This window comes from Saccharothrix sp. 6-C (assembly GCF_016695385.1).
GTDB classification, from domain to species: Bacteria; Actinomycetota; Actinomycetes; order Mycobacteriales; family Pseudonocardiaceae; genus Actinosynnema; species Actinosynnema texasense.
This window is the reverse complement of sequence record NZ_CP064192.1, coordinates 4,848,830-4,862,744: the sequence shown is the minus strand read 5'-3', so window position 1 is coordinate 4,862,744 and position 13,915 is coordinate 4,848,830. Positions and strand designations below refer to the sequence as shown.

General features: G+C 73.6%; 11 protein-coding genes. 5 read left to right on the top strand and 6 right to left on the bottom strand.

What is annotated here, in order from left to right; translation table 11 throughout:
• Window positions 1-111 precede the first annotated feature (111 nt).
• Window positions 112-741 (top strand): GNAT family N-acetyltransferase, encoded by a 630-nt coding sequence (locus IOD16_RS20305; RefSeq protein ID WP_201435687.1) that lies wholly within the window; start codon window positions 112-114, stop codon window positions 739-741.
• Here the strand turns inward: IOD16_RS20305 and IOD16_RS20300 are convergent.
• The 5 genes from IOD16_RS20300 to IOD16_RS20280 form a co-directional block, all read right to left on the bottom strand.
• Window positions 664-1,572 (bottom strand): S1C family serine protease, encoded by a 909-nt coding sequence (locus IOD16_RS20300; protein ID WP_201435686.1) that lies wholly within the window; start codon window positions 1,570-1,572, stop codon window positions 664-666. The genes IOD16_RS20305 and IOD16_RS20300 overlap by 78 nt on opposite strands.
• A 115-nt stretch (window positions 1,573-1,687) precedes the next feature.
• Window positions 1,688-2,905, bottom strand: a complete 1,218-nt coding sequence (locus IOD16_RS20295) for an SGNH/GDSL hydrolase family protein (RefSeq protein ID WP_201435685.1) — start codon at window positions 2,903-2,905, stop codon at window positions 1,688-1,690.
• A 209-nt stretch (window positions 2,906-3,114) separates the two neighbouring features.
• Window positions 3,115-4,260: a glycosyltransferase gene (locus IOD16_RS20290; protein WP_123747479.1), complete on the bottom strand. Its 1,146-nt coding sequence runs from the start codon at window positions 4,258-4,260 to the stop codon at window positions 3,115-3,117.
• A gap of 118 nt (window positions 4,261-4,378) precedes the next feature.
• Entirely contained in the window at window positions 4,379-5,524 is a 1,146-nt protein-coding gene (locus tag IOD16_RS20285; protein ID WP_201435684.1) for a glycosyltransferase, read from the bottom strand.
• Window positions 5,525-5,573: 49 nt separating this feature from the next.
• Window positions 5,574-6,065 (bottom strand): MarR family winged helix-turn-helix transcriptional regulator, encoded by a 492-nt coding sequence (locus IOD16_RS20280; RefSeq protein WP_201435683.1) that lies wholly within the window; start codon window positions 6,063-6,065, stop codon window positions 5,574-5,576.
• A gap of 74 nt (window positions 6,066-6,139) precedes the next feature.
• Between IOD16_RS20280 and IOD16_RS20275 the strand changes: the two genes are divergently transcribed.
• The 4 genes from IOD16_RS20275 (at window position 6,140) to IOD16_RS20260 (ending at window position 12,148) form a co-directional block, all read left to right on the top strand.
• Complete coding sequence (locus IOD16_RS20275) at window positions 6,140-8,158, top strand: MMPL family transporter (RefSeq protein WP_201435682.1); 2,019 nt, start codon at window positions 6,140-6,142, stop codon at window positions 8,156-8,158.
• Between the two features lie 83 nt (window positions 8,159-8,241).
• Complete coding sequence (locus IOD16_RS20270; RefSeq protein ID WP_201435681.1) at window positions 8,242-8,979, top strand: SDR family oxidoreductase; 738 nt, start codon at window positions 8,242-8,244, stop codon at window positions 8,977-8,979.
• Entirely contained in the window at window positions 8,976-9,932 is a 957-nt protein-coding gene (gene sigJ, locus IOD16_RS20265; RefSeq protein WP_201435680.1) for an RNA polymerase sigma factor SigJ, read from the top strand. The genes IOD16_RS20270 and sigJ overlap by 4 nt, the downstream gene beginning before the upstream one ends.
• Before the next feature lie 341 nt (window positions 9,933-10,273).
• Window positions 10,274-12,148 (top strand): hypothetical protein, encoded by a 1,875-nt coding sequence (locus IOD16_RS20260; RefSeq protein WP_201435679.1) that lies wholly within the window; start codon window positions 10,274-10,276, stop codon window positions 12,146-12,148.
• 55 nt (window positions 12,149-12,203) lie between these two features.
• Here the strand turns inward: IOD16_RS20260 and ilvD are convergent, their stop codons facing one another.
• The gene (gene ilvD, locus IOD16_RS20255) at window positions 12,204-13,901 is read right to left on the bottom strand and encodes a dihydroxy-acid dehydratase (RefSeq protein ID WP_201435678.1); all 1,698 of its coding nucleotides are present in this window, start codon (window positions 13,899-13,901) and stop codon (window positions 12,204-12,206) included.
• Window positions 13,902-13,915 lie beyond the last annotated feature (14 nt).

The following is a 13,915-nucleotide window of genomic DNA, read 5'->3' as shown; positions in this document are numbered from 1 at the left end:
GCCCTCGCCGGCACCCGGCGCCGGCCGTGCCGTGCCCACGTCGGCGACGAGGACTTCGGCGATCGGGTAAATCAGTGCACCCGCGCGACGCCGATCGGGCAGGCTGTCGCGATGGGGTACGCGGTGCGCGACTACGTCGCCGGTGACGAACCGTCTTGGCTGCGGTGCCGGGTGGTGTCGTCCCTGGGCACCGCGTTCCACGACGACGTGGTCGCGGCCAAGCCGGCGGTGTCCGGCGCGGAGCTGGTGGCGGTGGACGGCGACGTGGTCGTCGGCATCCTCGACCTGGCGGTCGACGGCGGACTGGCCACCATCGAGACCATCGCCGTCCACCCGGACCACCAGCACCGGGGGATCGGCGGCGCGCTGCTGTCGCGGGCACGGGCCCGCGCCACCGCGCTCGGCGCGACCACGCTGGACGCCTGGACCCGGGACAACCCCTTGACGCTGCGCTGGTACCGCGCCATGGGCTTCGCCGAGAGCGACCACCAGCCGCACGTGATCGCCGAGCGCCGCGCGTCGCCCGACGAGTCGCCGCGCGCCGCGGTGGCGCGACCCGGGCCGCGGTCGGCGAAGGCGTTCCGGCGCGCGGACCGGGCGGACGAGGCGCGGCTGCGACGGGAGTCGGCGCGGGCGCCCGTGTGCCGGCGGTTCGCGATGGCGTTACGCGGTGAGCTCGCCGGGCGTGGCGATGACGTCGACCATCGCGCCGTTGCGCAGGACGGTCACCGGCAGCGGTAGGCCGATGGCCTCGGCGAACAGCTGCCGCTGGATGCCCTGGGCGTCGCTGACCGGCGTGCGCGCCACGCTGAGCACCAGGTCGCCGTCGCGCAGGCCCGCCCGTTCGGCCGGACCGCCGGGCACCACCTGCACCAGCCGCACGCCCGCGCGCTGCCCGGTGCGCTCGGCGACGGCGTCCGGCAGCGGCGCGGGCGCGCCGACCACGCCGAGGTAGGCCCGTCGCACCCGGCCCTCGACCATGAGGGTCGACAGGATGCGCCGGGTGGTGCTGTTCACCGGGATGGCCAGGCCCAGGCCGATGCCCGCCAACGCGGTGTTGATGCCGACCACCTCGCCGGCGGAGTTGGCCAGGGCGCCGCCGGAGTTGCCGGGGTTGAGCGCGGCGTCGGTCTGGATCACGTCCTCGATCACGCGTCCCGCCCGGCCGTTGCCCACCGGCACCGCCCGGCCCAGCGCGCTGACCACCCCGGCGGTCACCGAACCGGCCAGGCCCAGCGGGTTGCCGACGGCGATGACGAGTTGACCGACCTGGAGGTGGTCGGCGTCGCCGAACTTCGCCGCGCCGGGCGCGTCCGCCGACGCCTTGAGCACGGCGAGATCCGCGAGGGGGTCGGCGCCGACGACCGTGAACGGCGACTCGGCGCCGTCGGCGAACACCGCCGTGCCCTCCCGGCTGCCGCCGACGACGTGCGCGTTGGTCAGCAGGTAGCCGTCGTCGGTGAACACCACCGCGGACCCGGCGCCGCGCGGCAGGCGCACGGCGGCCACGTGCGGCGTGACCGACTTCGCGACCGCGATCACGGCCTGCGAGTAGGCGTCCAGCGGATCCATCGGCGCCTCCGTCGCTCACCCGGTCACGACCATCGTGCTCTCGGGCGGGCCGTGCTGTCCGGGGCGTTCGCCGACAGCGGATCCACCCCGGACCGCGACGGGTCCGCCCCGCGGGTCAGCGCCGCAGCAGCATCGCCAGGTCGACCGCGTCCGCCATGGCCCGCGTGCCCGCGTCGTTCGGGTGCAGGTGGTCGCCGCTGTCGTAGGCCGGGTTGAGCGTGGCCGGGTCGCCGGGCACGCCGGTCGCGGCGGCGAAGTCCACCACGCCGTCGAACTCGCCGGAGGTGCGGATCCAGTCGTTGAGCGTCCGCCAGGTCGCCTCGCGCTCCTGCGTCCAGATGAACGAGCCCTTGAACGGCAGGATCGTGCCGCCGTAGACCTTGACGCCCGCGGCCCGCGCCTGCGCGATCACGTCCCGGTGCCCGGCGATCAGGTCCTCGGCCGACGCGCTGTAGCCGATGTCGTTGACCGCCTCCAGCAGGATCATCGCCTTCACCCCGGTCTGCGACAGCACGTCGCGCCGCACCCGCGTCACGCCCGCCACGCCCCAGAAGGGCTCGTCCCGGTCGGCGATGAGCCGGTTGCCGCCCAGGCCCGCGTTCACCACGGACAGCGTGCGGCCCGGCACCGCGTCCAGCCGCCTGGCCAGGAAGTCCGGCCAGCGGCGGTTGGCGTTGCCGGTGGTGTTGGCGGTGTCGGTGATCGAGTCGCCGAAGGCCACCACCGTGCCCGCGACCCGCCGCGCGGGCGCGACGTCGACGCCGTCGACGACCATCCAGCAGGGCGTGTCCTGGAACCCGCCCGACAGGGCGGTGGTCCGGTCGCCGGAGGCCAGGTAGTTGCCCTGCGCGGTGAACGGGTGGTTGGTCAGCGGGCCGGTGGCGTCCGGCAGGTAGGCGCTCACCAGCAGCGTGGACAGCGCCTGGACGTCCAGCCGGACGGGGTCGCTGAAGACCTCCCGGCCGGCCGGCACGGTGACGTCCCGCCTGCCCTTGAACGTCATCGTGCGCACCGTGCCCGGCACCGCCGCGTCACCCGCCTGCTGCACGGCGACCGTCGCACGGCCCACCCGCAGCGGCGTCGCGCCGAACGCGTTGGTCAGCCGCACCCGCACCGACTCGCCGCCGGCGCTGAGGAACACCACGTTGCGCACGGTCTGGTCGCGCAGCCCCTCGCCCGCCGGGCAGTCGCTCCACGGGATCTCGCTGCCCACCACGGGACTCGCCGCCCAGCCGGCCACCCAGGGCTTGCCGTGCGCGGTCGCGGTCGACGGCAGCACCGCCGTCGCCACGAGCGCGGCGATCACGGCCAGTGTCCCCACGTGTCGTGCCATGAAGGTCTCCCAACGCCGTCGTCTTCGGTGGCGTGGCCGACCGTGGCAGCGGGTCGATTAACCGGTCAAGCTCGTCACGACGAGCGGCGCGATAGTTGCGGTGAGTGGCCGGACTCACGTCTCGAGGAGCCTTGGCCGGGCCGGCCCCCGGCGATCCCGCCTGACCACGACCCCCCCCCGGGGTGACGCGGTCAGGCGGGCGCCCGGTGTCAGGCGTACTCGGGCAGCGTGCGCGCCACGTCGTGCGGCGAGGGCATGGCGGCCACCTCGTCGGCGATCGCCCGGGCCGCGCCGAGCACGGCCTCGTCGGCGAGCAGGTGCCGCGCCTTGGCCGCGATCGCCTCGGCGGTCACGTCCGCGCCGAGCAGCTGGTCGCCCAGCCCGGCCGCGGCCACCACCGCGGCGTTGCTGAACTGGTCGGCGCCCTGCGGCAGCACCAGCTGCGGCACGCCCACCCCGAACGTGCCCATCGTCGTGCCGCTGCCACCGTGGTGCACCACGAGGTCCACGTGCGGCAGCAGGTCGGCCTGCGGCACCCACGGCAGCACGACGACGTTGTCCGGCAGCTCGCCGAACCCGCCCACGTCGACCGCGGGGCCGGCGGCGACCAGCACCTTCGCGCCCACCCCGGCCAGGCCGTCGATCGCGGTGCGCAGCACGCCCGCCTCGCCGAACGCCGTGCCCAACGTCAGGTAGACCAGCGGCTCGCGGTGTTCGAGCACCCACGGCGGCAGCTCGCCGGGCTCGGCGAACGGCACCGGGCGCAGCGGGATCCGCTGCGTCGGGCCGGCCAGGAAACCCGGCTCCTGCACCGACGGCGGGCAGATGTCGATGTACGGGTTGCCGAGTCCCATGGGGTCGTTCTCGGGGACCTCGACCCCCAGGTCCGCGGCGACGTCGAGGAGGCGCCTGCGCGCGCTGCTCGCGAACTCGTCCGCCACCCACGCCCGGCCGAACGAGTGGCACAGGCCGGGCACGCCCGCCACCTTCGCGGCCAGTCCCGCGCCGGGGTTGCCCAGCTCGTGCACCACCAGGTCGGGCTTGAGGTCGGCGAGGACCGGCGCGAGCTCGGCGGCGAAGGCGCGCGGCAGCACCGAGGCGAACGCGGCCGCGATCCGGTCGGGGTCGGCGTCCTGCGGCTTGGTCACCGGGGCGCCCTCGTTCGCGATCTCGAACGCCGCGCGCAGGTCGATGCCGCCCTCGACGTGCTCGATGCCGTGCGAGGTCAGGGCGTTCGCGAACGCGGCGCCGGTGAAGTACGTGACGTCGTGGCCCAGTTCACGGGCGGCGATCGCCAGCGGCAGCAAAGGGTAGGTGTGTCCGTGTAAACCTAGGCTGGAGAAGAGGATTCGCACTGGTTCGAGCGTAGCGAGATTTTTTCTACGTCGGGTGAATTTCGTCCGATTGGGGCTCTTCGCGCCGTGAGGTGAAGATCACTCACGAGGGCTGCCGGCGCGGTGGCGCTGCCGGGGCTCAGGCGTAGTCCGGCAGCACGCTCGCCACGTCGGCCGGTGACGGCATGGCGGCCACCTCGGCGGCCATCGCCCGCGCCGCGTCGCGCACGGCGTCGTCGGCGAGCAGGCGGCGGGCCTTGTCGGCGATCACCTCGGCCGTCAGCTCCGCGCCGAGCACCTGGTCGCCCGCGCCCGCCCCGGTCACCATCGCGGCGTTGCCGAACTGGTCGGCGCCCTGCGGCAGGATCAGCTGCGGCACGCCGGCGCCGAACGTGCCCATCGTGGTGCCGGCGCCGCCGTGGTGGACCACGAGGTCCGCGTACGGCAGCAGGTCGCCCTGCGGCAGCCACTCCCGCACGACCACGTTGTCCGGCACGTCGCCCAGTTCGCCCGCCCGCACCACCATGGCGGTGGAGACGAGCACCTTCGCCTTCAGCGCGCGGAGACCCTCGATGGCGGTGCGCAGCACGTCCACCGTGGCGAACGCCGTGCCCAACGTCAGGTAGACCAGCGGCTCGCGGTGTTCGAGCACCCACGGCGGCAGCTCGCCGGGCTCGGCGAACGGCACCGGCCGCAGCAGGATGCGGTCCGTCGCGGTGGCGAGGAAGTCCGGGTCCTGCACCGACGGCGGGCAGATGTCGATGTACGGGTTGTCGAACCGCATGACGTCACCGTCCGGCACGTCCGCGCCGTACTCCGCGGCGACCTCGGCCAGGTGCAGGCGGATGTCCTCCATGGGGCCGCTGGGCCGCCAGTACCGGCCGAACGAGTGGCACACCGCGGGCACCCCGGTGACCTTGGCCGCGAGCGCCACGCCGACGTTGGCCACCTCGTGCACGACCAGGTCGGGCTTGTGGTCGACGATGATCGGCACCAGGTCCGCGACGTGCCGGCGCGCCAGGATCGAGCCGAACACCCGCGACACGCGCCTGGGGTCGAAGTCCTTCGCCTTGCGCGCCGCCGGGCTCGCGTTGCCGAGCTCGAACGCGTCGAGCATGTCCATCCCGCCCGCGACGTGCTCGATGCCGCGTGCGGTCAGGGCCCGCGCGAACGTTCCCGTGGTCGCGAAGGTGACGTCGTGGCCCTGCTCGCGGGCGGCGATGGCCAGCGGCATCAGCGGGAACGTGTGCCCGTGCGCGCCGAGGCTAGAGAAGAGGATCTCCACAGGTGAGAGCTTGTCGCTTTGTGGCCGGTGCGCCCGGGTTACCTGCGGGTCACTGCGGATCGGGCGAGGATGACTTCGGGTGTCGCGACGGCGTCAGCCCCGTCCGCACGGCCACGGTCGCGTCGATGCTCGCGGTCAGGAACCGGGCGATGACCGCCCTGTCGGCGTCGTCGAACTGCTGCCACGCACGGGTGAACTCCTCGTCGAGGGGCACGAAGAAGTCGCGGCCCAGGTTCAGCGCCTTGGCCGAGGCGCGCAGCTCGACCTTGCGCCGGTCGTGCGGGCTGCGCGCGCGTTCGACGTGCCCGGACGCCTCCAGCCGGTCGAGCACGGACGTGGTCGCGGACGCGCTCAGGTGCAGGGCCTCGGCCAGCCGGGTGGGCGACATCGGCTCGCCGCCCCACCGCGCGTCCATGATCACCGCGAGCGCGTTGAGGTCCGTGCGGTGCATCCGCTGCTTCTCGCCGAAGATGTCCACGAACAGATCGGTTTCGACCGTGAGCTGCCGGAGCAACCTGACCAGGGCCGAGTGGTCGGCCATGCGCCCTCCAGTTATTATTTCGACGATCGAACTATTGGATCGTCGAACTACGCCGTCTCGGAGGTCATTGTCCCGTGCACGCGACCCGCTCCCGCACGCGCTGGTTGTTGCCCGCCCTCGTGGCGGTCGCCTGGTTGGCGCTCGGCGGGTTCTCCGGCCCGTTCGCGGGCAAGCTGAGCGAGGTCGCGGTCAACGACAGCACCGCGTTCCTGCCCTCCTCCGCCGAGGCGACGAAGGTGGCCGAGCAGGTCAAGGCGTTCGGCGACGCACGCGGGCTGCCCGCGGTCGTGGTGGCCGAACGCGCCTCCGGCCTCACCCAGGCCGACCGCGACTACCTGGGTGGTCGGGACTTCCCCGGCGAGGCCTCGCCGGTGATCCCGTCACCGCGTGACGACCAGGCCGCGCAGGTGGTCGTCGCGGTGGACCCGGGCGACCCGGCCGGCGCGGTGGAGGACATCAGGGCGAAGGTGGCGGACCCGCCCGACGGGCTCACCGTGCTGGTGACCGGGCCCGCCGCGCAGGTCGCCGACCTGAAGGAGGCGTTCGGCGGCATCGACGGCCTGCTGCTCCTGGTCGCCGGCGCGGTGGTGGCGTTGATCCTCGTGCTGGTCTACCGCAGCCCGCTGCTGCCGCTCGTGGTGCTGCTGTCCGGGGTGTTCGCGCTCGGCCTGGCCAGCCTCGCCGTGTACCTGCTCGCGGACGGCGACGTGATCGACCTCAACGGCCAGAGCCAGGGCATCCTGTTCATCCTGGTGTTCGGCGCGGCCACGGACTACGCGTTGCTGCTGGTGTCCCGGTTCCGCGAGGAGCTGCGCGACACCGAGGACCGCTACCAGGCGATGCGGGTGGCGTGGCGGGCCACCGTCGAGCCGATCGCCGCGTCGGCGGGCACGGTCGTGCTGGGTGTGCTGTGCCTGCTGTTCAGCGACCTCAACTCGAACAAGGGCCTCGGCCCGGTGGCCGCGATCGGGATCGGCGCGGCGCTGCTGGCCTCGGTGACGTTCCTGCCCGCGGTGCTGGTGCTGCTGGGCCGCTCGGCGTTCTGGCCGCTGCGCCCGAAGCTCGGCTCGCCGCACCCGGAGGCGAGCGGGCTGTGGGCGCGGGTGGCCCGGATGATCTCCGCCCGGCCGCGCGCGACGTGGGTCCTGACCGCGGTGGTGCTGCTGGCGGGTGTGGCGTTCGTGCCGCAGCTCAAGGCGTCCGGCACGGCCCAGTCGGACGTGTTCCTCACCGAGGTCGACTCGGTCGCCGGGCAGGAGGTGCTGTCACGCCACTTCCCGGGCGGCAGCGGCGCGCCGACCGTCGTGCTGGCCCGGGCCGGGCAGGCGGAGGCGGTGACCCGGGCGGCGGCGGACGTCGACGGCGTGTCGGACGTGCGGCCGGCGGGCGAGGCCTCGGGCCTGGTCCGGCTCGACGTCGTGCTGGACGACCCGGCCGACTCCGAGGCGGCGATCACGACCGTGCAGCGGCTGCGTGACGCGGTGCGCGCGGTGCCGGACGCCGACGCCAAGGTCGGCGGGCCCACCGCCACCCAGCTCGACACGCAGACCACGTCCGAGCGCGACCGGCTGGTGATCATCCCGATCGTGCTGCTGGTGATCTTCCTGGTGCTGGCGCTGCTGCTGCGGTCGCTGCTCGCGCCGTTGCTGCTGATCGCCACGGTGGTGCTGTCGTTCGCCGCGACCATGGGCGTGGCGGCGCTGGTGTTCAACGGCCTCTTCGACTTCCCGGGCGCCGACCCGGTGGTGCCGCTGTTCGGGTTCGTGTTCCTGGTCGCGCTCGGGATCGACTACAACATCTTCCTGATGACCCGGGTGCGCGAGGAGTCCGCCGAGCTGGGCACGCGGGCCGGCGTGCTGCGCGGGCTGACCATCACCGGCGGCGTGATCACGTCGGCGGGGGTGGTGCTCGCGGCGACGTTCTCGGCGTTGGCGGTGCTGCCGATCCTGTTCCTCGCGCAGATCGCGTTCATCGTGGCGTTCGGCGTGCTGCTGGACACGTTCGTGGTGCGGTCCCTGCTGGTGCCGGCGCTGGCCGTGGACGTCGGCAAGCGCATCTGGTGGCCGTCCCGGCTGGCCCGGGGGCGTGACTGACCCGGGTGGTGTCACAGTCCGCACCGGCCGGATCGTCCTGGGTGTGACAGGGTTTTCCGGCGAGGGCACGAGGACGGTTGACGATGAAGATCGCGGTGGTCGGCGGTACGGGCGCGGTGGGGCGTCGGGTGGTCGAAGCGGTGGCGGGGGCCGGGCACGAGCCGGTCGTGCTGAGCCGCTCCGGCGGGGTCGACCTGCTGACCGGCGCCGGGCTCGACGAGGCGCTCGCGGGGGCCGAGGCGGTGGTCGACGTGTCGAACCCGGCGAACTGGCAGCGGCTGGACGAGGTGGAGCGGTTCTTCACCGAGGGCACCGGCCACCTGGTCGAGGCGGCGAGCCGGGCGGGCGCGCGGCACCTGGTGGTGCTGTCGATCGTGGGCTCGGACGTGGTCGACCTGGACTACTACCTCGCCAAGCGGCGGCAGGAGGCGCTGGTCGCGGCCGGACCGGTGCCGTGGACGGTGCTGCGGGCCACCCAGTTCTTCGAGTTCGCCTCGCAGGTGCTGGCGGGCGCGACGGGACCGGTGGCGCAGGTGCCGCCGATGCTGTCGCAGCCGGTGTCGACCTCCGACGTGGCGGCGCGGCTGGTGGAGCTGGCGGTGGGCGAGCCGCAGGGGCTGACCGCGCCGATCGCGGGACCGGAGCGCATCCGGGTGGTCGACATGGCGCGGCAGGTCGTGGCGCGGCGGGGTGACGCGTTGCGGGTCGAGGAGGCGGCGGAGGGCCTGGCGGGGCTGTCCACCGGCGCGCTGTGCCCGCGGGGCGAGTACGTCGAGGGCAAGGGGACGTTCGCCGGGTACCTGGACACGGTGCGCCCGTGACCGACCGCGCCACCGACCCCGCCGCCACGCACCCCGCCGAGGACCCGCCCGCCGAGGACCCGCCCGCCGAGGACCCGGCCGCCGGGGACCGGCTCGCCGAACTGGCCGCCGAGTACACCCGTCTCCGGCCGCGCCTGGTCGGCGTCGCCTACTCGTTGGTCGGCACGGTGGCCGAGGCGCAGGACGTGGTGTCCGACTGCTGGCTGCGGCTCACCGCCGCCGACGCGCAAGAGCCCGTGCGCGACGTCGAGGCGTGGTCGGTGGTGGCGGTGGCGCGGCGCGCGGTGGACGTGCTGCGGTCGGCGCGGGTGCGGCGGGAGGAGTACGTCGGCCCCTGGCTGCCCGAACCGCTCGTGGACGCCGTCGCCGAGGACCCGGCGGACCGGGTGACGCTGGACGACACGGTGAGCTTCGCGCTCATGGTCGTGCTGGAGACCCTGACCCCGGCCGAGCGCACCACGTGGGTGCTGCACGAGGTGTTCGGCATGCCGTTCCCGGAGGTCGCGGCCGTCGTCGGCCGCAGCCCGGCCGCCGTGCGGCAGCTGGCCGTGCGGGCCCGGGCGCACGTCGCGGCGGGCGCGCCCCGGGTCGACGTCGGCGCCGCCGAGCACCGCCGCGCGGTCGAGGCGTTCCTGCGCGCCGTCGGCCACGGCGACCTGGCCGGCCTGCTGTCCGTGCTCGACCCGGACGTCCTGCTGACCAGCGACGGAGGCGGCCTGCAGGGCGTGGCCCGCCGGCCGGTGGCCGGCGCGGACCGGGTGGCCCGGTTCCTGGTCGGGGTGCGCCGCAAGATGGCCGCCGACGAGCGCGTCGTGCCGCTGACCGTGAACGGCGGCCCGGGGTTCGCCGTGCTGGCCGGCGCGACCACCAGGTTCGTCTGCTCCTTCACCCTCCGCGGCGGACGGGTCAGGCGGGTGGACCTGGTGGTGGCGCCGGACAAGCTGCCCCGGTAGTCGGGCACGTCGACCACCCGTCGCCGGCGCGGGCCGACCGCCACGTCCGGTGGACGGCTCGACCGGCGCGGGAAGGCGGGGGTGGCGCGGTCGCGATGGGGCGTTCCGCGTGCGTCGGGGTGCCGGCCGCCGGTCGTTCCACGATCCGTGACCGGCACACCGCGCAGGGAGATCGCACCCGCGTTTCCCGGTCGTACCGGGACGAATTCGTGGTGACCGGGCATGGCGCGGGAGCGGATCGTGAAGTAGAAATAGCCAACTCCACACCGCCGACGCCCAATTCCCGCCCAGCCTGAGAGAGCGCTCTCACGCGGGCGGCCGGCGTCACTACCCCCAGAGGCATGTCAATGACGATCATGCGCCACGCCAGACGTGAGAGCGCTCCCGCGAGGTTGCGCCGGGTGTTCGTGCTCGGCCTCGCCCTGGCCGCCGCCACCACGGCCGCGGCACCGGCCGTGAGCGCCGACCCGCCCCGGCGCACGCAGGACCTCGGCGTGAACGTGAAGGTGTTCGACCCGTCCATGCCGGTCGCCGAGATCCAGGCCGCGCTCGACGCCACGCACGCCGCCCAGGTCGACAACGAGATGGGCGCGCAGCGCTACGCCTACCTGTTCAAGCCCGGCCGGTACGGCACGGCCGAGCAGCCGTTGCAGATCAAGGTCGGCTACTACACCGAGATCGCGGGCCTCGGCGCCTCGCCGACCGACGTCGTGATCAACGGCAAGGTCGAGGTCTACAACCGCTGCCTCGCCGACGGCGGCACCGGCAACTGCCTGGCCCTGGTCAACTTCTGGCGCACACTCGGCAACCTGACGATCAACATCGACGGCGCCGGCCAGGACGGCTGCCGGTCCGGCGCCAACTTCTGGGCCGTGTCCCAGGCGGTGTCGCTGCGCCGGCTCAACGTCACCAGCGGCACGTTCACGCTGATGGACTACTGCACCGCCGGCCCGCAGTACGCCAGCGGCGGCTTCATCGCCGACTCCCGGCTGCCGTCCGTCGTCAACGGCTCGCAGCAGCAGTGGCTGACCCGCAACAGCGAGCTGGGCAGCTGGTCGAACGGCGTGTGGAACCAGGTGTTCTCCGGCGTCGCGGGCGCTCCCGACGACGCGGCGTTCCCGAACCCGCCCTACACCACGCTCGACACCACGCCGCTGAGCCGTGAGAAGCCGTACCTGTTCGTCGACGACAAGGGCCGGTACAACGTCCGCGTCCCGGCCGCCAAGCGGAACACCAGCGGCGTGTCCTGGGCCAACGGCCTGACGCCGGGCCGCACGATCCCGCTGTCGGAGTTCTTCGTCGCCAAGCCCGGCGACTCGGTGCGCGACATCAACAACCAGCTCGCGCGCGGCAAGCACCTGCTGTTCACGCCGGGTGTCTACGACATCGCCCGCAGCATCGAGGTCAAGCGGCCCGACACCGTGGTGCTCGGTCTCGGGCACGCCACGCTGACCGCCGTGAACGGCTCGGTCCCGCTGGACGTCGCGGACGTGCCGGGCGTCGTCATCGCCGGTGTCACGATCGACGCGGGCACCGAGCTGTCGCCGGTGCTGCTGCGCGTGGGCAAGAAGCACGGCCACCGACCGGCCGACCCGGCCGACCCGACCACGCTGTCGGACGTGTACTTCCGCGTCGGCGGTCCGCACGTCGGCAAGGTCGACACCGCGCTGGAGGTCAACAGCGACCACGTGCTCATCGACCACACCTGGGTGTGGCGCGCGGACCACGGCGTCGAGGGCTTCACCGACACGCAGCGCTGGAACACCAACACCGGCCTCACCGGCGTGGTCGTCAACGGCGACGACGTGACCGCGACCGGCCTGTTCGTCGAGCACTTCCAGCGGCACAACACCGTCTGGAACGGCGAGCGCGGCACCGTCGTGCTCTACCAGAACGAGCTGCCCTACGACCCGCCGACGCAGGCCGACTGGATGAAGGGCGACGTCGAGGGCTGGGCCGGCTACAAGGTCGGCGACCACGTGCGCAAGCACACCCTGCACGGCGCGGGCGTGTACGTGTTCAACCAGAACAACCCGCAGATCCACACCGAGAACGGCTTCGAGGTGCCCGAGACGCCGGGCGTGAAGCTGCACCACATCATGACCGTCAACCTGAGCGCGGGCGTGATCGACCACGTCGTCAACGGGGTGGGCGGCCCGGCCGACCTGACCAACGTCGGCGCCCCGGTCTACGTCGCGCAGTACCCGGCGCCGTGACACCGGGACGGCGCCCGACCTCGATCGCGAGGTCGGGCGCCGTCCGCCGTGCCGGCTACCCGCAGACCGCGCCGGCGGAGGCGGAGCCGACGAGCTTGGCGTACTTCGCCAGCACACCCCGCTGGTAGCGCGCGGGCAGCGGCGCCCAGCCCTCGCGGCGGGAGGCCAGCTCGGCGGCGTCCACGTCGACGTCGAGCGTGCCGTTGGCGACGTCGAGCGTGATCCGGTCGCCGTCGCGGACGAACGCGATGGGACCGCCGTCCACGGCTTCCGGGGCGACGTGGCCGACGCACAGGCCCGTCGTGCCGCCGGAGAACCGGCCGTCGGTGAGCAGCAGGACGTCCTTGCCCAGCCCGGCGCCCTTGATCGCGGCGGTGATGGCGAGCATCTCCCGCATGCCCGGCCCGCCCTTGGGGCCTTCGTAGCGGATGACGACCACGTCGCCGGCGGCGATCGTGCCGTCCTCCAGCGCGTCCATGGCCGACCGCTCGCGGTCGAAGACGCGGGCGGTGCCGGTGAACACGTCCGAGTCGAACCCGGCGGACTTGACCACCGCGCCGTCGGGCGCGAGGGACCCGCGCAGGATCGTGATGCCGCCGGTGCGGTGGATCGGCTCGTTCATCGCGCGCAGCACCGTGCCGTCGGGGTCCGGCGGCGCGATGTCGGCCAGGTTCTCGGCGACCGTGCGGCCGGTGACGGTCAGGCAGTCGCCGTGCAGCAGGCCCGCGTCCAGCAGCGCCTTCATCACCACGGGCACGCCGCCGATGCGGTCGACGTCGGTCATCACGTGCCGGCCGAACGGCTTGACGTCGGCCAGGTGCGGCACCCGCGCGCCGATGCGGGTGAAGTCGTCCAGGCTCAGCTCCACCTCGGCCTCGTGCGCGATGGCCAGCAGGTGCAGCACGGCGTTGGTCGACCCGCCGAACGCCATCACCACGGCGATCGCGTTCTCGAACGCCTCCCGGGTCATGATCTGCCGCGCGGTGATGCCCTTGCGCAGCATCCCGACCACGGCCTCGCCGGACTTGCGGGCGAACCCGTCGCGCCGCCGGTCCGTGGCGGGCGGCGCGGCGCTGCCCGGCAGGGACATGCCCAGGGCCTCGGCCGCGCTCGCCATCGTGTTCGCGGTGTACATGCCGCCGCACGCCCCCTCGCCGGGGCAGATGGCGCGTTCGATGCGGTCGACGTCCTCGCGGCTCATCAGGCCCCGGGCGCACGCGCCGACGGCCTCGAACGCGTCGATGATCGTGACCTCGCGCTCGCTGCCGTCGGTCAGGGTGACCCGGCCGGGCAGGATGGAGCCCGCGTAGAGGAAGACGCTGGCCAGGTCGAGCCGCGCGGCGGCCATGAGCATGCCCGGGAGCGACTTGTCGCAACCCGCGAGCAGCACCGAACCGTCCAGCCGCTCGGCCTGCATGACCGTCTCCACGCTGTCCGCGATGACCTCGCGCGAGACCAGGGAGAAGTGCATGCCCTCGTGGCCCATCGAGATGCCGTCGGACACCGAGATGGTGCCGAACTCGAGCGGGTAGCCGCCCGCCGCGTGCACGCCGTCCTTGCTCGCCTTCGCGAGCCGGTCGAGCGGCAGGTTGCACGGCGTGATCTCGTTCCACGACGAGGCGACGCCGATCTGGGGCTTGACCCAGTCGTCGTCACCCATCCCGACCGCCCGCAGCATCCCGCGCGCGGCGGTCCTCTCCAGGCCGTCGGTGACGTCGCGACTGCGCGGCTTGATGTCCGGGGTTTCGTTCATGCACGAAACCTAAC